Origin of the sequence: Saccharobesus litoralis, from assembly GCF_003063625.1 — a bacterium.
Lineage (GTDB): Bacteria > Pseudomonadota > Gammaproteobacteria > Enterobacterales > Alteromonadaceae > Saccharobesus > Saccharobesus litoralis.
On record NZ_CP026604.1, the window covers coordinates 1,046,705 to 1,071,031 of the forward strand.

Genomic DNA, 24,327 nt, shown 5'->3' on the forward strand with positions numbered 1-24,327 from the left:
GTTGAAATTTATTTCAACGAATTTTGTTAGATACGCAAGGTTGGTCGATGCAAAATCCCCCCTACAATTTAGTAAGTAACCTCAATTCTGGATAATAAATCCGTTTCTGGAGGCTCTTTGAACCAATAACTGCGTTAAGTTTACTTGCAATAGGCTAGCTATTGACGCGTAAACTTGCCTTGTTCTTGGCTCAAATTTCTCTCCAGAAATAGGAAGGAAGTTCTGTTGGTTATCGAAACTTGTTAACTAACTGAAATTAATAATAAAAATAATATATTGTCGCAATTCTTAACCAGAGTTGAGGTTACGTAGTGATAAATTCAACCGTTCAAAACTTTTGAGTTAATAGCATTGGGGGGGTAAAGCCACCCGTTTCTGACAGGTGGCTTGAGGATGGATATATAAAATTTATTCTTACTTGTAACGCTCAATACAATTTAACTCTGCAAAAGCCAAATTAAGGCGTTCACTCATCGACATTTCCAGCTTACGTAACCAAACTCGTGGGTCGTAATACTTTTTATTAGGCGCTTCTGGATCGTCTGGATTACCAATTTGTGTTTGCAAATAGCCTTTGTTTTCAAGGTAATATTGATGAACACCTTGCCACGATGCCCATTGCGTATCAGTATCGATATTCATTTTGATCACCCCATAGCCTATCGCTTCTGTGATCTCTTCTGGGCTTGAACCTGATCCACCATGAAAAACAAAATTCAGAGGCTCAGCCGTTAAATTATGTTTTTGTTTAACGTAAGCTTGCGAGTTTTTCAGGATCTCTGGGGTTAATTTCACATTACCTGGTTTATAAACGCCATGCACGTTACCAAACGACGCGGCTATCGTAAAAGCTGGGCTGATTTTCGACAATTGTTCATAAGCAAAGGCAACATCTTCTGGCTGGGTATATAAAAGCGCATTGTCAATGTCAGTGTTATCAACACCATCTTCTTCGCCACCAGTACAGCCGAGTTCGATCTCAATCGACATATCCAATTTAGCCATTCGCGCCAAATATTGCTGACAAGTTTCGATATTCTCTTCTAAACTTTCTTCAGATAAATCCAACATATGCGAGCTAAACAACGGCTTACCCATTTGTTGATAATAAGCTTCACCGGCATCCAACAAACCATCAATCCATGGCAATAGTTTTTTTGCTGCATGGTCGGTATGTAAAATAACCGGAATGCCATAATGCTTAGCCATGGCATGTACATAGTGCGCCGCCGCAATTGCACCCGCTATCGACGGATCGTGCCCGTCAAGGTTGACCCCCTTACCAGCAAAAAAAGCGGCACCACTATAAGATAACTGAATGATAACCGGTGATTGGCATTGACTCGCAGACTCTAACGCCGCATTGACCGAATGGGTACCAACAACATTCACTGCTGGGTAAGCAAACTGGCCTTCGCGTGCCGCTTTATACAAAATATCTAACGACTCACCACTGACTACGCCAGCCGGCACTAATTCAGACAAATTCATTAATAAATACTCCCGAAAATTGACAATACCTCTATTCACATTGTCTTTTGTATTTGTGTGTTAAGAGGTAAAAAAAGAAGCAACGACCAAGGTAGATGCTTCTCTATTAATCTATACCCAATTGCTTTTTAGTGATGACAAGCAAAAACTAAGTTAGGTCAAAGTAACGATCTACAGTGTCAGCGATGTACGGTGTCACAAGGCGGTTGTTATCTAAACTTAGTTGGCTCATCAAGCTTTTAGGTATCATGATGTGTTGCATAGTTGGTTAATATGGCAAATTTAATCTTGTCTGACTTTCATTTAACCCACTTATATAAAACTCGATTGAATTGCGCCGCACTAAAGTCTCAGTCAATAAGGCTTTATGTACGGCGCACAAGATCCTTTTCCCGCTAAATCCTAAACAATACCTGAACCATTACCGCCACTGTTTGGACGTTTTTCAGCAACCGCTTGACGATAACCCGATGCACGGTAAGTCGCGATAGGATCAATCGCCCCACCTTTACGTAAGCGCGCCATGGCTAAAATAGGTGAGACATCGGTAGTGAACGCCTTCTTCAAGGTGTTGCTGGCCATTAGCGCATCGTTATTGGTTTGGTATTCAGTTAACGCGGGACGATCCACTAATAATGCCGCTACATATGAGCGTTGCACACTGGCCGCTGAGTTCATTAAGCTCTCGATCGGATCGGTCACATTGTGTGATTGATCAAGCATGTAATTTGGACCAAATCCTTCTTGATTGCGGTACTCGGCATCAACTAATTCATTAAAAATTAAGAACTGTTGATAAGGATGTAAGCTACCGCTGTCTAAGTCATCATCACCATACTTAGAATCATTAAAATGGAAGCCACCCAATTTCTTAAATTGAATTAAGCGAGACACGATCATTTCAATATTTACGTTAGGCGCATGGTGACCCAAATCGACTAATGACTTAGCTTGTGGGCCAAGTTCCATCGCCGCTAAGATGTTTGAACCCCAGTCTTGAATAATGGTTGAGTAGAATGCTGGCTCAAACATTTTGTGTTCGATATGCAGTTCCCAGTCTTTTGGTAAACCCGCATAGATTTTTTTCATGCTGTCTAAGTAACGCTCAAACGCATGTTGAAAGTGTTGTTGACCTGGATGGTTGGAACCGTCGCCAACCCAAACGGTTAAGGTTTTAGAACCTAACGCTTGCCCCCATTCAATACACTCAAGGTTATGCGCAATAGCTAAATCACGGCTTTCTTGGCTGGTGTTGCTTAAGCTGCCGTATTTAAAACTATGCTCTTGACCCGCTTGGTCTTGGAAGGTATTCGAGTTAATTGAATCCCATTTTAGGCTTAGCTCGTCAGAAAACCCTTTAAGCTCAGTAAAGTCATCCACTTTATCCCAAGGAAAATGCGGAGAAACACGCTCGGTACATTGTGATAAATCATTAATTACGGCACTGTCTTCTAGCTTTTCCCAAATATTACGTGGCTCGCCAATACCTGGAAAACGCGCAAAACGAGTCCCCCCAGTACCTGTACCCCATGATGGCACAGCTATTTGGAACAACTCAGCTTTAGCCGTTATGTCATCTATGTTAATACCTTGACGCGCTAATTGATTACCTAACGCTTCATAGTCTTGTTTCACATAACCTTCAAGCTTGGCGTTTTGCTCGGCAATTAAGGCTTTATCAATACGTTGAGTCATATTCTTTCCTGCTTGGTTTTCTCGGCCTGATTGGTTTTATAGACATAGTGCCAACCTCATCAAGCGATGAGATTGGCTTAACCTAATATTAGTCGCTATTCGCTAACGCGGATAACGACCTAGCGTTTTTTATCGTAAAAACGCTTCGTGTAAACCGCCATCAACACTAATGATTTGGCCAGTGGTTTTGCTTAACTGACCAGACACCATTAAGTATGCCGCTTCTGCTTGGTCAGCCGGCGTAATTGGTGCTTTAGTTAACGTACGTTGTGCGTAGAAGTTAGCTAGCTTGTCACGTAATTCATCATCTGAATCACTCTGTGCAAACGCAACATCGTACTTAGTTAATGACGCAATCACACGGTCACGTGGGAACATGGTGCTACCTTTAACTACTGTCGCTGGCGCTAAACCGTTTACGTTAACTAATGGTGATAATTCTACCGCCAATTCACGAACCAAGTGGTTAGCTGCCGCTTTTGATGTGTCATACGCCAATGAACCTTTTTTCGATACGGCTGCATTAACACTGGTAGTTAATACTAATGCACCTTTTAAGCCTTGTGCTTGCCAGATTTCATTCGCTTCTGTACCCACAATGTAGCCACCTTTAACGTTGACCGCGAAGCTAACATCAAATTGCTGGTCGTTTGACATACCCGCTTGACCTGGTGCTAGGAAGACACCCGCTGTCACGATAACTTTGTCGATACCGCCGTAAGCCAAAATCACTTTGTCGAACATGGCTTTAACGCTGTCACGGTCAGTGATGTTCACTTCAGCCGCAATCGCTGGACCACAACCTGAAATACCCGTACCGGCTACACCAATACCTTGACCATAGATAGCGGTTAGTTCATCAGCCGTCGCTTGTGCCGCTTCTGCACGTAAATCAGCACACACGACATGCGCACCTTCTTTTGCACAGCGGAATGCAGTCTCTTTACCAATACCGTCACCCGCACCAATCACAACCACGATGTCACGCGCTAGTGGCGCTTCTTTTGGCATACGTTGTAGTTTGGCTTCTTCGAGTAACCAGTATTCAATATCAAACGCTTCTTGTTGTGGTAATGCTGCGTATTCATCAATCGCTTCTGCGCCACGCATCACTTCTACTGCACAGTTGTAGAATTCTGCTGTTACACGTGATTCAGATTTGTTTTTACCCCAAGCAACCATACCGACACCTGGAATTAAACATACAGATGGTGATGAAGCACGTTGCGCTGGTGAGTTATCGTGCTTACATTTTTCGTAGTATTCGCTGTAGTCAGCTTTGTACTGTTCTACACCTTCAGCTAATAAAGTTTTAAGCTGGTCGATAGAATCCGTTTCTGGGTTCCAAGCAACGTACAATGGCTTGATTTTGGTACGTAAGAAGTGGTCAGGACATGAAGTACCTAAGTCCGCTAAACGTGGTGCATCAACACTGTTAACAAAACGTAAGATGGTATCGTCGTCTTGTACGGTACCAATCATTTTCTTCTCACCTGAGACTAAACCACGTAGGTAAGGTAACACTTCGGCTAATACGGCGTTACGCTTGTCTTGGTCTAGTTTGGCGTACTTTTGACCACCAAAGGTCATTTCACCTTTGTCGTGCTCTTCAATGTAACGTGCGGCTTTTTCAATAATCTCTAAGCTTAGGTCGTAACATTCTTTGTTGTCATTGGCCCAGTTAATCACACCGTGACCGGCTAAGATAGCACCTTTGGCTTCTGGGTAATCTTTACAGATTGATTGTAGTTTTAAACCTAGGTCAAAACCTGGACGTTGCCATTCAGTCCAAATTAATTCGTCACCGAAGATTTTTTTGGTGAGTTCTTTGCAGTTTTTACTCGCAGCCACGGCAATCACTGAGTTAGGGTGCATATGGTCTACGTGTTTGTATGGCACAAATGCGTGTAATGGTGTATCGATGGATGATGGACGCGGGTTTAGGTTAAACGTCGCATGTGGGTACATGCCAACCATGTCATCTTCGATTTGGGTTTTAACACCGACTTCGTCAGCGCTATAGTAGATATCTTGTAGTGCAACAAGTTTATCCATGTATAACGATGAAAAGTTTTCTGGCTTAGAGGTACGTAAATCACCACCTGAGCCTTTTACCCATAATACTTCTACTTCTTTACCGGTTAATGGGTCAATTTCAATCGCTTTAGCAGAGGTGTTACCTCCACCAGTATTGGTAATGCGTTGGTCATCACCTAAAATATTTGAGCGATAAATAAGCGCTTCAATTGGTGACATACCTTCAACGGCGGCATCATCCCAGCTGTAATCAACATGGATAAAATCTTTCTTACTTGGCATCGGCCTTCTTCTCCAACTCGTGATGTCTAATAACAATCTGTGTTTAAAAAATGTTGAATAGTCAAAGCGGTCGGGTTTTAGACTAAGCCGTCGTGTTTTAAGACCCCACGAGCATATGCTCCATTATGTGATTGAGGCGAAAAACGCTGACAATGCAGTTCTAAAGTCTGAGCGAAAAGACTATTACGATGAATTAATGGGATAATAGTAACGCCCAAACAAACACAGTCAAGCATTTATAATCATATTCAATCACAAGTTATCACAAATTGAGCTATATGATATTGTGTTAATTTTATGACGATTAATTAACTAATTTTTAACATGTTGAATTTAAAAGAAATTTAGTTCGTAAGTTGAGTTGCAATTAATAACGAAAAAGAAGGTTTATAAAAGAAGAGTAAACAAAAAAATTTAAGAAATGATTGAAATTAAGCGCCGAGAATGGAACTCGACGCTTGGATATAGTGAATGGGTAAATAACTAAAAATGATCTGTTCGCTTTTTGCTTTAACGTGTCGAAATTATGTGTCTCGTGATCCTAGTATCTATACACAAATAACTTCAGGCTGATCGCGTCGAAGCCTCGGTATTTTCTGACTTACCGACACTTCGACTGCTCCGCGCTCAGTGTGAAAGAATACCTAAATCTCAACCAACAACGCTTTCAACTAAACGAAATCAAGCCGCAACTGTTCTAATCAGCAAACTGGCGAACCAGATTACCCAAGGTTTCTTTAGCATCACCAAAGATCATGCGCGTGTTTTGCTTAAAGAATAGTGGGTTATCGACACCCGCAAAGCCGGTTGCCATACCACGCTTTAACACAAACACGTTTTTAGCCAAATCTGCATTGATAACCGGCATACCATAAATAGGGCTACCCTTCATTTCTCGCGCGGCTGGATTAACCACATCGTTAGCGCCTATCACAATAGCCACATCATAGTTTTCGATACGCGGGTTAACTTCATCCATTTCAAATAATTGCTCGTAAGACACATCCGCTTCCGCTAACAACACATTCATATGGCCAGGCATACGCCCAGCGACTGGGTGAATGGCGTAAGAAACCTCTGCGCCATTGTCTTCCAGAAGCTCTTGCAGTTCCTTCATTGTATGTTGAGCTTGCGCAACTGCCATACCATAGCCAGGAATAACCAATACCGATTGCGCCGCTTCTAACACATAAAATGCATCTTCTGCTGAAAGCGCTTTGATCTCGCCTTCAATTTTCATATCACTGCTAACAACAGCCTGAAAACCTGAGGTTAAAACATTAACCAATGAGCGGTTCATGGCTTTACACATAATATTGGTCAAAATAATACCGCTGGCACCTACCAAAGCACCGGCAACTATCAGTAAGTTATTTTGTAAAGCAAAACCCGCTGCACATGCAGCTAACCCTGAATAACTATTAAGCAATGAAATAACTACAGGCATATCAGCACCGCCAATTGGCAATACCACCATAATACCCATTACCAAAGCTAAGCCGATGGCTAGATAGTGCCAAGTTGTGATTTCGGGTTGGGTTACAACCAAGTAGCCAGACGTGACAATTGCAGCAATTAACAAAACATTAGCGACGACTTGGCCTTTAAACACTATCGGCCGTCCTATCATGCGTTCGCTAAGCTTGGCCCAAGCAATGACACTGCCTGAAAACGTAACTGCACCAATCAATAAGGCAAGGAAACTGACAATCAATACAAATGTCGAAAGTTGAACTTCGCCAACAATGGCAGCGTAAGCAACGGCTAAACTCGATAAGCCACCTACACCGTTAAATAAAGAAACCAATTCAGGCATTGACGTCATTTCAACTTTCTTGGCGGCAAACACACCAATAGCTGAGCCAATCAATACACTAAGCAAAATGATTTCAAACGAAATAATCTGCTTGTCTAATAAAGTCACCACCACAGCAAAAAACATGGCGAGTGCCGACAACAAATTACCTTTGCGCGCAGTAGACGGATGGCTTAACAATTTTAAACCGAAGATAAATAAAGTCGCCGAAACAACGTAAACTGCATTAATTAGTAATGAAAAATCACTCATACTTTTAACCCTATTAACCTCTAGCGACTTTTAAACATGGCTAACATACGATCAGTCACTAAATAGCCACCAACCACATTAATTGTTGCAAACAAAACCGAAGCTGCACCCAACCAAGTAGACCATTGGCTTTGCTCACCACCAGCTAAACTCAGGGCACCAATAACTGTGATCCCTGAGATCGCATTAGCACCCGACATTAAAGGTGTGTGCAACGTAGCAGGCACTTTACGGATTAATTCAAAGCCAACAAAAATGGCCAACATTAAAATAAATAACAAATAGATAGCGGTCATTATGCGGTCTCCAAGGTTTTTTCGGCTTCTACATTAGATGAGCTTACTTTTTGCTCGGCTGGGTGTTGCGCCTTCTCTTGAGCTAGGTCTTGCTCTGGATCTTCACTTCTATGGATCTCTTTGATGGTGGCATTACTAATACTGCCCGCATGAGTGATCACCGCGCTTTGCTGAATTTCATCATTGAGATCAACAACAAAGACGTTGTCATCTTTGTTCCAAAATTCGCTAACTAAATTAAATAAGTTATTGGCATACATTTGTGAGGCGTTTAATGCCACTTCACTTGCCCAGTTACCCGTGCCAACAATGGTGACACCATTAACAACTGTCGTGTCGCCAGCGACCGAGCCTTCAACATTACCACCGTTTTCAGCCGCCATATCAACGATCACTGAGCCCGGTTTCATCACGCCAATGGTTTGCTTAGTAATTAATACCGGAGGTTTACGGCCAAAGAGTTGTGCCGTGGTGATCACTATATCTGACTCAGCTATGCATTTTTCCTGAGCAGCTTGCTGGATCGCCATCTGCTCTGGCGTTAACGCTTGGGCATAACCTTGCGCTGTTTGGCCGGTATCACCCAAATCGATTTCTAAAAATTTTGCGCCTAACGATTGCACTTGCTCAGCCACAACGCTTCTTGTATCAAATGCAGTAACAGCAGCGCCTAATCGTTTTGCAGTGGCAATAGCTTGTAAACCAGCAACACCCGCGCCGATCACAAAAACCTTACACGGTTTAATGGTGCCAGCTGCAGTCATCATCATAGGAAAAATGCTATGTAATTGATTCATGGCTTTAGCCACCATGACATAACCAGCTAAACTGGCTTGCGAACTTAGCGCATCCATTTTTTGACAGCGGGTAGAACGCGGGATCATTTCCATGCTCAGACTCGTCACCTGTTTTTCGCATAATTGCTTAACGTAATCGCCACCATTGAATGGATCTAAAAAGCTAATAACCACTTTGTTTGTTAATAGGGCTAAGTCTTGTTCAGGTAATTTGTGCACTGACAAGACGACATCTGCTTTCCCTAGCAATTTTTTACGATCCTTAACCACTGTTGCACCAGCCTCGATATATTGCTCATCATTTATATAAAGATGAGCACCAAGGCCAGTCTCAATTTGCACGCTAGCACCAAGCAAAACATAAGCTTTGATATTGCTTGGCAATAATGCACAGCGTTTTTCACCTGCAACTGTTTCTTTGGGAAACGCGATGATTGGCATAACAACTCCTAAATTTAGGGTGTAAAAAGCCTAGGCTTCAAAACGATGCCTAAACTAATAAAAACAGGTTGAGAATTAACTGGCTTGGGTAAACCAGTTAATGGCTACATTTATTTAGTACTTGTTCCAGAAAGAGATGATCGGCTCAATTTATTCGCTCGATGTACAGGGTTTGCTAACAACCGTGATGTTTTTAGCCACCCTAAGATTAAATGAAAAACTTCAGGCTGAGCTCGTCGAAGTCTCGTTACTTTCTAATTTACCGACACTTCGACTGCTTCGCGCTCAGTGTGAAAGAGTTCACTAACCCAACACATGTATCATGATCACCAAGGCTTTCAACTAATCAAAACTAAAATGAAAACAGTACTCGTCGCAAAACATAAACCTAGATATTTGGAAGTTATCCAGGCTTGCTAGGGGGGAATTGGCTTTGCGACTGTATTTTAAAAATACGAACTACTTAAGGTCAGCAACCGTGATGTGGTCCATATCGTCAAACTCTTGGTTTTCACCACCCATAGCCCAAACAAAAGTGTAGTTGGTAGTACCTACACCACTATGAATAGACCAGCTAGGTGAAGCAATAGCGACACCAGGCTCTAACGGCAGTGGACGAACCTCGCTTGGCTCACCCATTAAGTGAAAAACTCTTTCCTCTTCAGGTAAATCGAAATACATGTAAATTTCGGTACGACGGAAATGAGTATGCGGCGGCTTAGTATTCCAAACGCTGCCTGGCTTTAATTCCGTCATGCCCATCACTAATTGGCAGCTATCAACAATACCAGGACGGATAGATTGGAAAATAGTACGCTCGTTTGATGTTTCTTGCGCGCCTAATTCAATGCGCTTGGCATCGCTTTTGGGGACGTGTACCGTTTTGGTTACACGGTGCGCGGGATAGGAAACAAGATAAAACTTAGCTGGGTTTGCAGGATCTTCAGAGGTGAACTGCACTTCTTTGCTTTCTTTGGCAATATATAAGCTGTCTTTGTTAGCCATAGCATACGTTTCGCCATCGACAGTAATTGTGCCATTACCACCAATATTGATAACACCGGCTTCACGGCGTTGACAAAAATAATCAGCGGCTAACTCTTTGTGAGTGGGTAAATCAATAGCTTGTGTTGTCGGCGTGATCCCGGCGATCACACCACGATCAACATCGGTGTAAGTTAATTTAATCTCACCATCAACAAATAACTGCTGAGTCACGAAAGCTTCACGTAACTCACCATTACGCATGTCTTTGTAACTTCTGATATCTGCAGAGAACATGAAGTCCATAAGAATTCCTCAATAAAATTAATAATTAAAAGTGACGCGCTCGATTAGCGCGCCATCCAGCCACCGTCAACAAGCATGACGTGACCATTCATATAATTAGAAGCTGGGCTTGATAAGAATACGGTTGCACCGGCTAAATCTTCCGGCTTACCCCATTCTCCTGCTGGGATCCGAGCACTAATGCTGGCGTAGCGCTCAGCATCGTTGCGTAAATTCTCAGTGTTGTCGGTTGCAAAGTAACCTGGCGCAATTGCATTAACTTGAATACCAGAACTCGCCCACTCATTAGCAAGGGCTTTGGTTATTTGCGCGACACCACCTTTACTAGCGGCATAAGCAGGAACCGTAATACCACCAGAAAAGCTCAGCAATGATGCGATATTAATAATTTTGCCTGAGCCTTGTTTAAGCATATGTTTGCCAGCTTCACGACAGAATTTGAAAACCCCGTTCAAATTGACATTGATAACATCGTTCCAATCTTCATCAGAAAACTCATGTGCAGGCGCTCGTTTAATCGTGCCCGCATTATTAACAAGAATATCAATCCGCCCGAACTTCTCGATTGTGGCAGCAATAACCGCTTTAATTTGCTCACCATCACTTTGATCACAACCCAAGGCTAAATAATCAATGCCCTTTTCTTGTAATAAGCTAACGGTTTTCGTTACGCTTTCAGGTTTTGAACCGACTGCGACTATAGTTGCACCGGCTTCGCCTAACGCTATTGCCATAGCCTGACCAAGACCACGACTTGCACCTGTGACTATGGCGACTTTACCGTTTAAGCCAAACTGTTTAATCAAATACTCTTGCATTCATTGCCTCACTTACTTTAATGGCCCAAGGCTCAAAATTACGCAGTTTAATAATGCGGTCGTTCAAACGGTGCCAAACCATGTTAAAGACAAACTTATTTACTCAATAAGCCTTACTTATTTTCAAAAAATGGGAATTCATTGCCATGACTCTGATGAAAAACTGCAAGTTAAATTAAAAAATTAACCGCAACTAATCTGAAAGACTCATCACACTAGACCTCATTTTGAATATACTGGATCCTAATATGACACATAATGATTGTAAATGATTATTTAATTATCGAATTGATTATTTTAATAACAAATCGTTAACTTATTAATTTACATTGATTTAACGCAATGTATTAATAATTAAGCCTGTTACACTCTGCACCAGTATCAATAAAATGAAATATTATTAATCACTTGTGAATACAAATGACAAAATATGAAAATAAAACTATCATAATTTGTCATACAGTGATAAGATATATGTTGTTTGTATATGAATAAAATTGCCGATAGAATATGACTAAAGTTGAATTGAAAAGTTTGAAAACTGGTAAGGATTTACCAATGCTAGAAAAACATAGACAACAATTAATTAAAGACATACTCGATCAGCAGCAGTTTGCGAGCGTTAAAGATTTAACTGAAAAACTTAACGCATCGGAAGCAACTATCCGCCGTGATATTACGAAAATGAGTAAGCGCGGCGAGATAAATAAAATTCGTGGCGGCGCAGAATCAATGAATACCGAGCCACGTAAAAAACATATCTCTAGTACATCGTTTATGGTCGATGTGGAACAACGCGTTGATACTAAACGTCTAATCGCCAAGCGTGCAGCTGAGCTTTGTAAAGACGGTGATTCAGTTATTATTAACGGTGGTAGTTCAACCTACATGATGGGTGAATACTTGTCGTCTGTACAAATGAATATTTTGACCAACTCATTTGTACTAGCAAACTACTTAACTGAACACACAGATAACCAAGTGACTTTGCCAGGTGGTGAAATTTACCGTGAGCAAGGCATTATTCTTAGCTCGTACGAAAAAGACAGCACGGAAAATTACTTTGGCTCTATGATGTTTATGGGTACACCAGGTATTGGTAAATTCGGCGTCATGGAAAGCGACCCTCTACTTATCCGCTCTGAACAAAAGCTTTATAAACAAGCTGAAAAGCTAGTGATATTGGCTGACAGCACCAAGCTTGGTAAGCGCAGTAACTTTATTTTCTGTCCGTTAAAAGATGTAGATATTTTAATTACTGACTCAGGCGCATCTGACGAGTTAATTCAATATTTTGAAAGCAATGGCATTGAAGTGATTGTTGTTGAAAAAGCTGAAGAAGAAGCTAACGTTACCGCCTAACTCTCATTCAGTCAGTTTATCGCCCAAGCGTAAACTGACTGATTAACTCCCTGACTATCCAGCAAATTCAATTACCCGTTCGACTGTATATTTCCCTGTTACACTCACAATACAAAGCCAGCTATTAGATTTAGGCTTAAATTAGCGGGCTTTAGCAATTATCCGTTTCCTTCTTGCACCCATTCAAACGATACTATTTTATTAATAGGATCTTGGCTATGTACCGCCAGCAGGTTTATACCAACACTGTAGTAACGGTAGCCGAAGGTTTGTAATAATTCGATAATCTTATCGCGGTCTGATTTACAGGCTTCAATATGTAAAACGGGTTGGCAACGATCAATTGTTTTTTTAGCGCCATTGAGTACATCCATTTCCATGCCCTCAACGTCGATTTTAATTAAATCGACCCGTTGCGCGGATAAAGAATCAATGGAGATCAAGGACACTGGTTTACAGTCTTGTTGTTGATAAGACACGCTTTGACCAATATCTTCACCATCTGGCCTTGGTTTTATTTCTAAACTGCCAAAACTAGCGGGTTGTAAATAGTCCAGTTGTGGAACCAATATGGTTCCAACTTGCTCACCCACCGCCGCGTGATTAACACTGGCATTAAAGCAATTATTCAAGGCTATATTGCCCGCTAACGCATAAAAAGTTCGCTCTTGTGCTTCAAACGCAACCACTTCGCCCCAGCCATGCATCAACTTTGCCCATTCCACAGTATGCACACCTATATTAGCGCCGCAATCAATGGCGATAACCCCATCTCCATGAGCATCGCGCCGTGCTTGTAATAACACGCTAATAGCGTCAACCTCGTTTGGATCAAAACAGGAATTGATCATTAATTGATGGCCTACGCCATAAGCCATGTTGTCATCTGTGACACAGTAATCATGACGATTAACAATCAAGCTACCGTGGTGCGTAGCAGTGAGTACAAAAGCGATCGGGCGGGTATTACGAGTATTCATTTGGTGTTAACTGTCCATATTATTTGCCATTACACGCATAAGGCTAGCACACCCAATACGCAGCGCAACCGCACACTAAGTTTTACAAACGAAAAATATTCAACACCTAACAAACTGAAATAAATAAACTTTTTTATTTCCTTAATAATACAGATTAAAAAAACAGCAAAATAACTTGCCGGATAAAATATTCAAAGATATAGTGTTATACATATGTATAACACTATATCTAAAAAGGATGTCAAAATGAAAGCTTGGAAAGTCTGTTGGGTATTGCTAGCAGCTCTATTGATCAATACCAATACACTGGCAGAAAGTGCTCTGTATAAATCAATCCCGCTGCAGGGTATCACTATCTTGGAGGCGGATGGGAATTTGCATGTTGAAGTGATTTACAGCCATGAAGAACGCGCCGAGGTATTTTTGCGTAAAAATGCAATTAACTCAGTCATTATAAGTAAGGAGCCACTATCACTCGAAACTGACGAGCAAGAGGCCACTTTTCGTTTACGTGTTAGAGAGCAGCCTGCATTGCAAAACCCCAAAGACGAAGAGTCCGCACTGGCTATCGTTAAGCTTTACACGTCTATAATTAGCTTTATCGCTGCTAGCGAATTGCAACAATTAGTCGTATCAAATCAGACTGAATCGACCGACAAATGGCTAAGAATTCGTTTAAGTGGTGACAGTAAAGCGCAAGTTAATGGCCACTTTGTGCGATTAACCTTAGACATCAATGAAACCTCTGATGCTCAATTAATGGATAGTAAGACCAAGAAGTTAGTGGTACGCCAGCGCGACCAAAGCCGCTTGAATGTGGCCGACAGTCAATTTAATGAGATAGATATGAATGGCCGCCATACTTCGCTATTTACCGCCAACAGTATCACAGCTGAGCAGCTTAAAGTGACGATGAATCAGAGTGCGCGTATCACATTTGACCAAGACAGCTTAGTTGAGATCGTTGATGTGGAGGCACGTAATCAAAGCCAAATTCATCTGCTTGCGGCACAAACACGTTCAACCAAAGTCAATGTAAAAAATCAGGCTGAGGTACATTTAGGCAATGCCAATCACTTGCATGGTTCGGCGCGACACCAATCTCTTGTCACATACAGAGACACGGATGAATCGCAATTAAATGTAAAAATACGCAACAACGCCAAGCTCAAACGTCAGGAGTTGAGTCATGAATAATGTTTGGCATGACGACCAGCCTATTTATAAGCAATTAGTGGCTAAGCTGAAAACAGCCATTTTAAACAACAATTATCCTGAAGAGTCGGCGCTACCCTCGGTAAGGGCAATTTCAGCAGAACTACAGATCAATCATATTACCGTATCAAAAGCCTATCACGAATTGTTGGATGAAGGCTTAATTGAGAAAAGAAGAGGATTAGGCATGTTTGTTAAAACTGGCGCGATCAACGCATTGTTACTAGCCGAAAAAGCCAAATTTTTATCGGAAGATTTGCCGCATTTTATCGAGAAAATGCAGCAGTTGAATATCGAACAACAAGATGTCATCGACCGCATCCAGCAACTTATGATGAGTACATCGACAAAGGATCTGAACAATGACTAATATCATTCAAGCCAGCAATCTCAACAAACACTATGGTAAAAAACAAGTATTAAGCAATATTAATTTGTCAGTTAATGCCGGTGAAATTGTCGGTGTAGTCGGCAGCAATGGTGCTGGCAAAAGTACCTTGCTTAAAAGCTTACTAGGCTTAACCCGTGTAGACGGCGATCTGACGGTTTGCAAATTAGATCCGCATGCCTCACAACACAAATTAATGGAAAAAGTTAGCTTTATTGCCGACACCGCCACCTTACCCAAATGGATAAATGCTCAGCAGTTATTTGACTACTGTGCTCAGGTTCATCCGAGTTTTCGCCGTGATTTGGCTGAGGCGTTTTTGTCTAAAACCAATATCAAACCCGAACTGCCAGTGAAAAAAATGTCAAAAGGCATGATCACTCAATTGCACTTAGCCATGGTGTTAGCTATTGAGTCTGAACTACTGGTTTTAGACGAACCGACACTTGGTCTTGACGTACTAAGACGTAAAGCCTTTTACAATAATTTGCTCGAAGACTATTTTGACGATAACAATACGATTGTCATCACCAGCCATCAAATAGAAGAAATTGAGCACATTCTGACCCGAGTGGTGTTTATCGATGATGGCAAAATCGCCTTAGATATCAATATTGATGAACTCGAAAATACGTTTTTCCAAGTGACCATTAAACCCGAACAACAGCAGCAAGCCGAGTTGTTAAAGCCAATTTATTGTAGCAACACCATTGAAGGTCGCTCGTATATTTTCCAAAACGCTAATCAGCAAGAGTTACAATGTTTTGGCACCTTAAAAACCCCTAGCCTAACTGACATTTTGGTCGCACTCATGAGCAACAAAACAACGGAGATGGAACATGCTTAATTTATATTTTTCGCAACTCAAACGAGAGTTTTGGGAACATAAAACCAGTTTAGTTAACATTCCGCTTACTTTGTCTAGCGTTGCCATTATTGCTTTACTGGCAGGCTTAATTTATTTTTCGTTGGCTGAGCATAAGCAAATATTTGTTCAATCCGACGGGGATTTGTATGTTTCCGTACCCAATCAACTAAAAGGCGCACCAGTGACCCTAGTTGACAGTCATAACCAAAGTGACTTAGGCAGTTGGCAACAAACAGACGTTAAATTTCCGGCTCGTATAATTAATAAAGAAATGGATCTACCCAAAAGCATCGAGCGCGGCAAAGAAGAAGTGAGATCCTTTTTGTTTGTCGCCACTGTCATATTGGTATTTTTTTCAGTGCTAGGTATTCTTTGTTCAAGCTTGTCGGCAGACAGAAAAGACAGCAGTATTTTGCTGTGGCGCTCGTTACCCGTGCCTGAAAGCCGTAATGTGCTAATTAAGTACGCCAACGCTTTTATCGTTCTGCCCTGCATTTATATCGTGTTTGCAATAGTCACGATGGGCATTATGCTAAGTATGCTGTCGATAACAGAATACATATTCTCACCCGCAGCCGAGCTTATTTTAACCAGTTCGTTTTATCACTTTTACACTAGCTATATAGCGGTTGTGTTTTATTTGTTTTTTGCCTTGTTGTGGTTATCCCCCCTACTCGCGTGGGTTGGTTTGGCCTGCAGTTACCCTAGTAAATTTAGCCCTTTTATTGTCGTTGCGCCCTTTGTATTAATCGCAATTATTGAAGCCTTAGTTTTCCGAACTTCGCACTTTAGCCAAACGGTATTAGACTACATTGACAATGGCATGGACTCGGTAGGTCATTTAGTTCACGGCAAATCTGAACTAATCGATTTTTCACAGCCCGCGATAGGCATCGCCCTGACCGCCTTGTTAATCACAGCTACCATTTACTTACGTAAATGGCGTATCGATTAGGAGGCGTCATGAATACAACTAAAAAGGCTTTATTGATTGTCGTTGTGGCATTTTTGCTACTGGGCTTGTTGATGCTCAAGCCTTATCAAAAACAAAGGATTTTGGATTTTTTCGCACTGCAATCGAGTTATATTTCAAGTTTGCAAAACCTCGATAACCCGCAATCAATGAAATATGTAAACTCGGCGCCGTTATTATAAGCTGCGTAAAAAAAAGCCAGACCTATTTAGGTCTGGCAAACACACCACTATTAGACGAGGCTCTCGTCTTTTAGCACAAAATCAGAAAAACAATACACATCGTTACCGATTTAACTTAAGTCTAGCTTTAGCATGGTATAAGCCAAAGTTGTTTTACCTATCGAAACAATTCTTACCTAATTGTTAACAGTTTTTACTGTTTTTGGCTTTCAGCAAAAGCTTGATTACGCTGTTGAATCGCCTTGCGCTGCTTACTATTTAAACCTTGGCTGAAATACACATCAGGCTTTAAATATACCCCTGAGTTTTTCATGACAGGATCATGTACATCCAAGCTTAAATCACAATCAAACCGCGCTAACATTGAATGACGATTCGGCGGCGTACCCGCATTAATAAAATGACTCATGCCCCAAGTGATCCCTTTAGCATATGGCGCATTAGTAAAAGCATCGGGTGAAAAAGGCGCTGCCGCTGTTGGCGGTAAGCTAATCACTGACTGAATTGTAAAATTAACCCCATCAGGCGCATATTGAATGGTGCTGCGCTCATTACCATCCTTATTAACAATACTGGCAATACCCTCTTTATACGGGAAATAAGTCGCTTCATGCCCAGAGTTAGAGATTGGATTTAGCGGGTGCTTAGTAAAAGGACCTAGTGGATCATCAGCCATGGCAATACCATTGGCGACTGCATATTTAGTACGGTGATCAGGCCATTTGTTGTAGGTAGCTTTGTAATAAAGATAAATTTTTCCGTTGTAAACGATAGGCTGCGGATCATGAGTTTGGTCTTGGTCCCAATCGCCTTTTTGGCCGGAATGTACAACAATTTTATTAACCGGTGTCCAAGGGCCATTCGGTGAATCAGCATAAGAAACTGTAACCGGACAAAAATCACCATTTAAACCACTTGGCTCAACAAAGCCTTGATAATAGAGGTAGTACTTTCCTTTCCATTTTAAAATATCTGGTGTCGCAACAGAACGATGGCCAGGATAGGGTTTTGGTGGGCGCGGCACAGCTACACCCTGCTCTTGCCAAGTAAAGCCATCTTTACTGGTGGCATACCAAATTTCCGCTAAATCCCAATCGGTAGATGGAATAGTATCAGTCGCCTTATGCGCATTACTCCAGCCGATAGGTGGTACTTTTGTATGACGCTTGGTATACCAAATATAATATTGGCCGTTTTCAAAGATCGGCCGAGAAGGATCACGACGTGAAATCGTACCGTCACCACCATTATAATCAAAACCTTTAAGACGGGTATATTTAAACTGCGAGAACAATTCGTTGTCTTGCACGCGCGGTGCTGGATAATCAAACATGCGCTGCATTGCCGCACTCAAAGGCATATCCGGCTTACTCGCTGGCATTTTATGCGGGAATACCTGACGTGCTTGTTCAGCCGCTTGCACGCAGAAGGTCCCAATTGACAACAATCCGAGTAAGCTTATTACCAACCCTCTAGCATTGTTTTTTACAAACATAGTCGCTCTCATAAATTCAAAAAATAACGAATCTATAATAGCATCAAATAAAAGTATAACACCAGTTTATTGTAAACAATGAACCGGTGTTAAGCCTGTCTATTAAATGACGCTTAGCTTGCTACCAAAAGTAGAGGCTTGAAAAAGTCTCGCCTTATATCTCTCAGTGATAGGAGTTTAGCTAGCACTTATCACATCATGAAGTTTATAAAGTATGTGTAACTCGCCTTATTATGTTGTAACGGATAAATGATCATAAGCTCGCTGCTTGAGCTGCTGAATAGTTTTCGTTTTTTGCCAATTTCGCAAAATAGGGTATATAGCAACAGAGATCCGGCCAACATAAATAAAGCATAAATTTGTTATTATCGAACCACCGAATACTTGCAAACAGTATAAAAAATATCGAAATACCATTTCACAGCCATTAACTAAAAAATGAAATATTCGAGCTTATTAAGTTTTAAATTTGTTATAAACAAGCAATGAAAAACAAAACGATGAACAAGCTAAAAAATGTCCACACAGCCTTATAAATAGGCATGTAATGGCACTTTTCATTTGACTCCTTTTGCTTAGCACACCTTTCATTCAAGCCAAAACAACGTCTAAAAACCTTAATTAAATCATGGATTAATCTCAATCTTGTTTTTTAGGTAAGATTTAAAGTTTTCTTCGCTGTTACAGAAAATCAACATATGTGCAAATTATTGATATTTTTAGGTGGGATAGCGGCTATTTTAACCAATCAAGTTTAAATAATATGACGACATATTGTTAACCAAGCTTAATTTAGCTTAGGTAAAAAGTTTGCAGCGTGACGCGAAAATCGCGGATAAGAGAGGTTCCCCCAATGAAGAAAAGTGCATTGCCCGATCCATTTGAACAAGCCCGTTTGGAAAAAGGTGTTGGTCACATGGACGATCAAAATGATCCTGTCACTATGGTACTGGGTCTTAAAGACGTACGCAAATGTGCTCATAAATGGCAAACATTCCAATCTGGCGCTAAACCCGGTCGTATTGTTGTGCCTTCTGAAGTGGCTATCCGTGAAACACGCCAAATTCCATTTGAAGTGGATCCACCTGAGCATAAAGGTTTCCGCGATTTACTGGACCCATGGTTTAAGCGCCCACTAGAGCCAGAATACCAAGACAAGTTAGCCACTATCATCCACGCCGTAGTTGAAGAAGCGCTAAACGCTGACGAAGTGGAAGTGGTTGAGGAATTTTCTTTGCGCTTACAATCACGCGCTTTGACCTTGTTGCTTAATATTCCTTACGAAGAAGCACAAACTTGGATCAGTTGGGGTACACACGTATTCCGCAGTGAAGGTGAATCATTAGATGGCGATAAAGCCGCAATCCTTTACGATTACATTGACGCGCAAATCGACAAAGCGGCCGAAAACCCAGGTGACGATTTATATTCTGTACTACTTAACTCTGAGGTAAACGGCAAAAAGCTAAGCAAAGAAGAAGTAAAAGGCGTGATGATTTTAACCTTTGCTGGTGGTCGCGATACAGTTATCAATGCTGTGACTAACTCAGTGGCTTATTTTGCTGAACACCCTGAATCATTGCAGCGTATTCACGACGAACCGGAAATTGTTAATACCGCAGTTGAAGAGCTTATCCGCTACTTTGCGCCTCTTACACACATGGGGCGAGTTGCGACAGAAGATACCGCAGTATGTGAGCATGCGGTTAAGGCCGACACACGTATCTCGTTATGTTGGGCATCGGCGAACCGCGACGAAAAGACGTTCCCGAACCCAAATGAAGTGGTGTTAGATCGTAAAGTAAACCCACACGTGAGCTTTGGTTTTGGTACGCATAATTGTTTAGGTGCTACGCATGCGCGACAAATTATGCATACCTTAGTGAAAACATTGGCTGAAAAAGTGAAATCGATTGAAATCGTGGATCACCAAGACAATGTGGAAGTATTAGGTGAGTTTAATCGTAAAGTGGGCTTCCATGCCCTTAACGTAAAATTTACTGCTAAATAAAATTTAATGCTTGGCTGTTGCACGGGGGCGTAAAACAGCTAGGTAAACATTCCAGTTTAAAAATGACTAGTTGAGGTTTCTCATGGCGAAGATTACTTTTATCACAATTGAAAACGAAGAAATTACTGTAGAAGGCGACTCAGGTAACGTAATGGAATTGGCAGTAGCCAACAACGTTGCAGGTATCGACGGCGACTGTGGTGGCGTATGTTCTTGCGCAACTTGCCACGTACACGTTGACCCTGCTCACGTTGCAAAAACAGGTGAAGCCAGTGAAATTGAACAAGACATGCTTGAGCTTGATGACAATGCTAACGAATACAGCCGCTTATGTTGTCAAATTCAAGTATCTGAGCAATTAGACGGCGTTATCTTACGCGTAGCAGGCGACGAATAGTCTGCTAAAAAACCTGTGTAGGCGAGCATTTATGCTTGCGACTCATTGGCGTTGTTTCCAAGCAACGATCAGTTGAAACCCTGTAGGTTAACCTTTACCTAAATTAATTTGGCTCAACAAAAACAAAGATTGTGTTGGGCTTCATTCTTCAGCCCAACTGGTGCAGGCGAGCATTTATGCTTGCTGCTCATTGGCATTTGGCCTAAAGACCGACCTACCATTCTTCCAAGAGTAATCCTTATGTCTGAAATCCAATCTGAAAATCAAACTTGTGTGGTTATTGGCGCAAGCCACGGCGGCGTTAACTTAGCCTTTTCATTACGTAAAGAAGGCTGGCAAGGTGACATCATTTTATTTGATGTTGATCCAACCATGCCCTATCACAGACCACCACTGTCGAAAGCGTATTTAACTAGCGACGATGCTATTGATAAAAACCTATTAAAATCGCCAGACGCTTATGAGAAAAACAATATTCAATTGAAACTGGGGGTATTGGTTGAGTCTATCGATCGCCAAGCGCAAACTATCACCTTGCAAGATGGCAGCACCCAAGCTTACGACAAGCTGGTATTTTCAGCTGGTGCACGACCGATTATTCCGCCGATTCCCGGTATCAAGGATGCGGCCAACTTATACCCATTGCGCACTGCGGCCGACGTTAATAATATTCGCCAAGCGTTAAACGCCAGCGCAAGCAAACGCGCGGTGGTGATCGGCGGTGGTTATATCGGTTTAGAAACCGCAGCGTCAATGAAAAAACTCGGCGCAACAGTCACCGTATTAGAGCGAGAAGAGCGCATATTGGCACGTGTCACTGCACCACATATGTCGAATTTTTTCCAACAACTGCATGCCGATAATGACGTTGATGTATTCACTGGCAAAAACGTTGTTGAGATCAAAACCCAAGATGGTGTTAACCAAGTCATTTGCGGCGACGGAACAAGCTTTACCGCTGACTTAATTGTGGTCGGCGTGGGTATTCGCGTGAATACTGAACTTGCCGCTGCAGCCGGTTTAGAAATAGACAACGGCGTGAAAGTGGATGAAACTGCACGTACCAATGACGAAAACATCTATGCCATTGGCGATTGTTCTTTCCACCATAACCCGCGCTACGACCGCTACATTCGGTTAGAGTCAGTGCAAAATGCGGTCGACCAAGCCAAAACAGCGGCCGCGGCCATTTGTGGTAAACAACCTAAATACGACACTATTCCTTGGTTCTGGTCTGATCAATACGACATTAAATTACAAATGGTCGGATTATCGACAGGCTATACAGACACCATAGTGCGTGAAGAAATTGGCGATGAAACCAAATTTTCGGTTTGGTATTTTAAAAACGACGAGTTACTGGCCGTTGATGCTGTCAATAATGCCAAAGCGTACGTGTTAGGCACTAAGTTTATCAAAGGTGTCACTGCGCTTGATAAAGCCAAAATAGCTGATCCTAGCGTTGAGTTAAAGCCCGCAAATTTATTAGCGAGCTAAACGTTACGCTATCACTGTCAAACACTCAGCTGGGTATATAAGACGCTTATATACCCTACTCAAACCCAGGCACTTGTATTTCAAATAGCACTGTTGTGTTTAATTGTTGCTTACAATTAAATTCCAATGAAAACAGTATCTTTTTGTCGAAATTTATTTCGACAAAAAGACTCGCATAATTTCAAACTTACCTTTGATACAAGGCTTCTAACGTAGCACTCGCGATAGCATTAGCGTTAATCATATAACCGGTCAATGCACCACTGGCGTTTGCAGGTAACTCTAACTTTTCTACCTTTAACGCATGTACGGTAAATTGGTATCGATGCAAACCATGACCTTTTGGTGGGCAAGCACCGCCAAACGCTTTACTACCATAATCATTAGTGATTTGCTGACTACCCTGCGGCATTGAGTCGCTTTTTACTTCACCAACACCTTGAGCCAGTTCATGCACATCATTCGGAATATTAACCACTTGCCAATGCCACCAGCCACTGCCCGTTGGTGCATCTGGATCATACACAGTAATCGCAAAACTTTTGGTGCCTTTCGGCGCATTTTTCCATGCTAAATGCGGTGACAAATCTTGCCCAGAACAGCCAAATCCATTGAATTCAAATAACTGGCTCATTTGTTGGTCCGCTTTAATATCTTGGCTTGTTAAAACAAAATCAGCGGCTAAAGTCGGTAATGTGATAAAACTAAAAGTTAGAAAGCTAAGCGTGGTCAACACGCGTTGATAAATAGACATAAGGATCCTCAATCAATAATAAAGTCGAGGCTTTATGCTATGTGAAAGTGAAAAACTAATTTAGCCGCTAATCACTCAATCTTTCGCCTTTTTCGGTCAATCATTCAGTTATACGCGTTTTGCGTAAATCCGATGGGGTTAAACCAAAGCGACTTTTAAATCTGTCGGTAAAACGAGATTGCGAACTATAGCCACATTGCTCAGCCACTAAGCCTATGGCTAAGTCCGTGGTTTGCAGTAAGTGCAGCGCTTGTCCTAGCCGTGCTTGGTCTTTAACTGCTTGCAAACCTGTCCCTTCAGCTTTGAGTTTGCGCCTTAGGGTTGATTCACTCATCGCCAGTTGCTGACAAATATCATTAATATGCACATCACTAAACTGGCTTTGACTGTATATCGTCTGCAATTTAGAACTTAGCTTAGTATTAACAAATAAGTTTAAAACAGCATCATGACCTAAATGGCACAACAGGGTTAATAATTCGATACGCCTTGCTGGCCACATGCTTTGTGGTGCCCATAACGCGCTTTCAATAAATTGTTGTAAACAAGCTGCCAGCGCATCACATACATCCGCGATATAATAATTTTGCGCAAGTCGCGTGGAAGGGTTCAACGCTTTAGCTTGCGTTAAATCGTTAATGTCTTGTGAGTCGAACTCAATCAGTAACGCAAAATAGTCATCAGCCAAAGGGATATTGCGCATATCAAGTGCTGGGCTATCGGCTAAAAAAACAAACTGCTCTTGGCTACAGGTAAACGTTGTACTCCGCCCTAACTGCTTTGTCCCATTCAGCACCACTACCATTAACGGCTTGGCAATAGGCACGTTCAATAAACGCTGCTCAAAAGTAGATTGGTAAACCGAGAAAGGTAAGTGCGTTTGTTGCGCTTGAACTTGTTGGATAACAGAAATTAAGTTCATTGTAAGCCGCTTATGAAGCAATTTTCCCTATAAATATAGGGATATGATTGCCAAACTCTATCAGAGAT

At 41.7% G+C, this 24,327-nt stretch carries 21 protein-coding genes; 9 read left to right on the forward strand and 12 right to left on the reverse strand.

The genetic code is table 11. The features are described 5' to 3' along the window. Positions 1 to 414: 414 nt before the first annotated feature. From fbaA to kduD, 8 genes are all read right to left on the reverse strand, one after another. Positions 415 to 1,491 carry a class II fructose-bisphosphate aldolase gene (gene fbaA / locus C2869_RS03855; RefSeq protein WP_108601698.1) on the reverse strand — a complete coding sequence of 359 codons (1,077 nt, stop codon included), beginning with the start codon at positions 1,489 to 1,491 and terminating at the stop codon, positions 415 to 417. Between the two features lie 402 nt (positions 1,492 to 1,893). Continuing rightward, positions 1,894 to 3,186, reverse strand: a complete 1,293-nt coding sequence (rhaI, locus tag C2869_RS03860; RefSeq protein WP_108601699.1) for an L-rhamnose catabolism isomerase — start codon at positions 3,184 to 3,186, stop codon at positions 1,894 to 1,896. Between the two features lie 129 nt (positions 3,187 to 3,315). Beyond that, complete coding sequence (locus C2869_RS03865; protein WP_108601700.1) at positions 3,316 to 5,505, reverse strand: bifunctional rhamnulose-1-phosphate aldolase/short-chain dehydrogenase; 2,190 nt, start codon at positions 5,503 to 5,505, stop codon at positions 3,316 to 3,318. Positions 5,506 to 6,202: 697 nt separating this feature from the next. Beyond that, positions 6,203 to 7,573, reverse strand: coding sequence for an NAD(P)(+) transhydrogenase (Re/Si-specific) subunit beta (locus tag C2869_RS03870; RefSeq protein ID WP_108601701.1), 1,371 nt, complete (start codon positions 7,571 to 7,573; stop codon positions 6,203 to 6,205). A 20-nt stretch (positions 7,574 to 7,593) separates the two neighbouring features. Continuing rightward, entirely contained in the window at positions 7,594 to 7,869 is a 276-nt protein-coding gene (locus tag C2869_RS03875; RefSeq protein WP_108601702.1) for an NAD(P) transhydrogenase subunit alpha, read from the reverse strand. Further along, positions 7,869 to 9,107, reverse strand: a complete 1,239-nt coding sequence (locus C2869_RS03880; protein WP_108601703.1) for an NAD(P) transhydrogenase subunit alpha — start codon at positions 9,105 to 9,107, stop codon at positions 7,869 to 7,871. The genes C2869_RS03875 and C2869_RS03880 overlap by 1 nt, the downstream gene beginning before the upstream one ends. A gap of 459 nt (positions 9,108 to 9,566) precedes the next feature. Then, entirely contained in the window at positions 9,567 to 10,397 is an 831-nt protein-coding gene (gene kduI, locus C2869_RS03885) for a 5-dehydro-4-deoxy-D-glucuronate isomerase (protein WP_108601704.1), read from the reverse strand. A 44-nt stretch (positions 10,398 to 10,441) separates the two neighbouring features. Continuing rightward, on the reverse strand, positions 10,442 to 11,215 hold the full coding sequence (gene kduD / locus C2869_RS03890; RefSeq protein ID WP_108601705.1) for a 2-dehydro-3-deoxy-D-gluconate 5-dehydrogenase KduD: 774 nt from the start codon (positions 11,213 to 11,215) through the stop codon (positions 10,442 to 10,444). A 558-nt stretch (positions 11,216 to 11,773) separates the two neighbouring features. Between kduD and C2869_RS03895 the strand changes: the two genes are divergently transcribed. Then, on the forward strand, positions 11,774 to 12,577 hold the full coding sequence (locus C2869_RS03895; RefSeq protein WP_108604955.1) for a DeoR/GlpR family DNA-binding transcription regulator: 804 nt from the start codon (positions 11,774 to 11,776) through the stop codon (positions 12,575 to 12,577). A 158-nt stretch (positions 12,578 to 12,735) separates the two neighbouring features. On the opposite strand, the gene C2869_RS03900 is transcribed toward C2869_RS03895, so the two are convergent. Next, a complete protein-coding gene (locus C2869_RS03900; protein WP_108601706.1) occupies positions 12,736 to 13,557 on the reverse strand; it encodes an FkbM family methyltransferase in 822 nt (273 codons plus the stop codon). A 246-nt stretch (positions 13,558 to 13,803) separates the two neighbouring features. On the opposite strand from C2869_RS03900, the gene C2869_RS03905 reads away from it, so the two are divergent. The 5 genes from C2869_RS03905 to C2869_RS03925 are packed head-to-tail and all read left to right on the forward strand — an operon-like array spanning position 13,804 to position 17,183. After that, positions 13,804 to 14,754 (forward strand): DUF2807 domain-containing protein, encoded by a 951-nt coding sequence (locus C2869_RS03905; RefSeq protein ID WP_108601707.1) that lies wholly within the window; start codon positions 13,804 to 13,806, stop codon positions 14,752 to 14,754. Beyond that, positions 14,747 to 15,142: a GntR family transcriptional regulator gene (locus C2869_RS03910; protein ID WP_108601708.1), complete on the forward strand. Its 396-nt coding sequence runs from the start codon at positions 14,747 to 14,749 to the stop codon at positions 15,140 to 15,142. Before C2869_RS03905 ends, C2869_RS03910 begins: the two co-directional genes overlap by 8 nt. After that, the gene (locus C2869_RS03915; RefSeq protein ID WP_108601709.1) at positions 15,135 to 16,007 is read left to right on the forward strand and encodes an ABC transporter ATP-binding protein; all 873 of its coding nucleotides are present in this window, start codon (positions 15,135 to 15,137) and stop codon (positions 16,005 to 16,007) included. The genes C2869_RS03910 and C2869_RS03915 overlap by 8 nt, the downstream gene beginning before the upstream one ends. Then, on the forward strand, positions 16,000 to 16,983 hold the full coding sequence (locus C2869_RS03920) for a hypothetical protein (RefSeq protein WP_108601710.1): 984 nt from the start codon (positions 16,000 to 16,002) through the stop codon (positions 16,981 to 16,983). Before C2869_RS03915 ends, C2869_RS03920 begins: the two co-directional genes overlap by 8 nt. 8 nt (positions 16,984 to 16,991) lie before the next feature. Beyond that, on the forward strand, positions 16,992 to 17,183 hold the full coding sequence (locus tag C2869_RS03925) for a hypothetical protein (RefSeq protein ID WP_108601711.1): 192 nt from the start codon (positions 16,992 to 16,994) through the stop codon (positions 17,181 to 17,183). A gap of 193 nt (positions 17,184 to 17,376) precedes the next feature. Here C2869_RS03925 and C2869_RS03930 read toward each other — a convergent pair whose 3' ends face one another. Further along, entirely contained in the window at positions 17,377 to 18,678 is a 1,302-nt protein-coding gene (locus C2869_RS03930; RefSeq protein WP_108604956.1) for a glycoside hydrolase family 117 protein, read from the reverse strand. Between the two features lie 853 nt (positions 18,679 to 19,531). Between C2869_RS03930 and C2869_RS03935 the strand changes: the two genes are divergently transcribed. The 3 genes from C2869_RS03935 to C2869_RS03945 all read left to right on the forward strand — a co-directional run bounded on the left by C2869_RS03935 (position 19,532) and on the right by C2869_RS03945 (position 22,583). After that, entirely contained in the window at positions 19,532 to 20,689 is a 1,158-nt protein-coding gene (locus C2869_RS03935) for a cytochrome P450 (protein WP_108601712.1), read from the forward strand. A gap of 82 nt (positions 20,690 to 20,771) precedes the next feature. After that, on the forward strand, positions 20,772 to 21,086 hold the full coding sequence (locus C2869_RS03940) for a 2Fe-2S iron-sulfur cluster-binding protein (RefSeq protein ID WP_108601713.1): 315 nt from the start codon (positions 20,772 to 20,774) through the stop codon (positions 21,084 to 21,086). 240 nt (positions 21,087 to 21,326) lie between these two features. Next, on the forward strand, positions 21,327 to 22,583 hold the full coding sequence (locus C2869_RS03945) for an NAD(P)/FAD-dependent oxidoreductase (protein WP_108604957.1): 1,257 nt from the start codon (positions 21,327 to 21,329) through the stop codon (positions 22,581 to 22,583). A 187-nt stretch (positions 22,584 to 22,770) separates the two neighbouring features. Here the strand turns inward: C2869_RS03945 and C2869_RS03950 are convergent, their stop codons facing one another. Together C2869_RS03950 and C2869_RS03955 are read right to left on the reverse strand one after the other, a co-directional pair. Then, positions 22,771 to 23,337: a YbhB/YbcL family Raf kinase inhibitor-like protein gene (locus tag C2869_RS03950; protein WP_108601714.1), complete on the reverse strand. Its 567-nt coding sequence runs from the start codon at positions 23,335 to 23,337 to the stop codon at positions 22,771 to 22,773. Positions 23,338 to 23,437: 100 nt separating this feature from the next. Next, a complete protein-coding gene (locus C2869_RS03955; RefSeq protein ID WP_108601715.1) occupies positions 23,438 to 24,259 on the reverse strand; it encodes a helix-turn-helix transcriptional regulator in 822 nt (273 codons plus the stop codon). Positions 24,260 to 24,327: the final 68 nt, after the last annotated feature.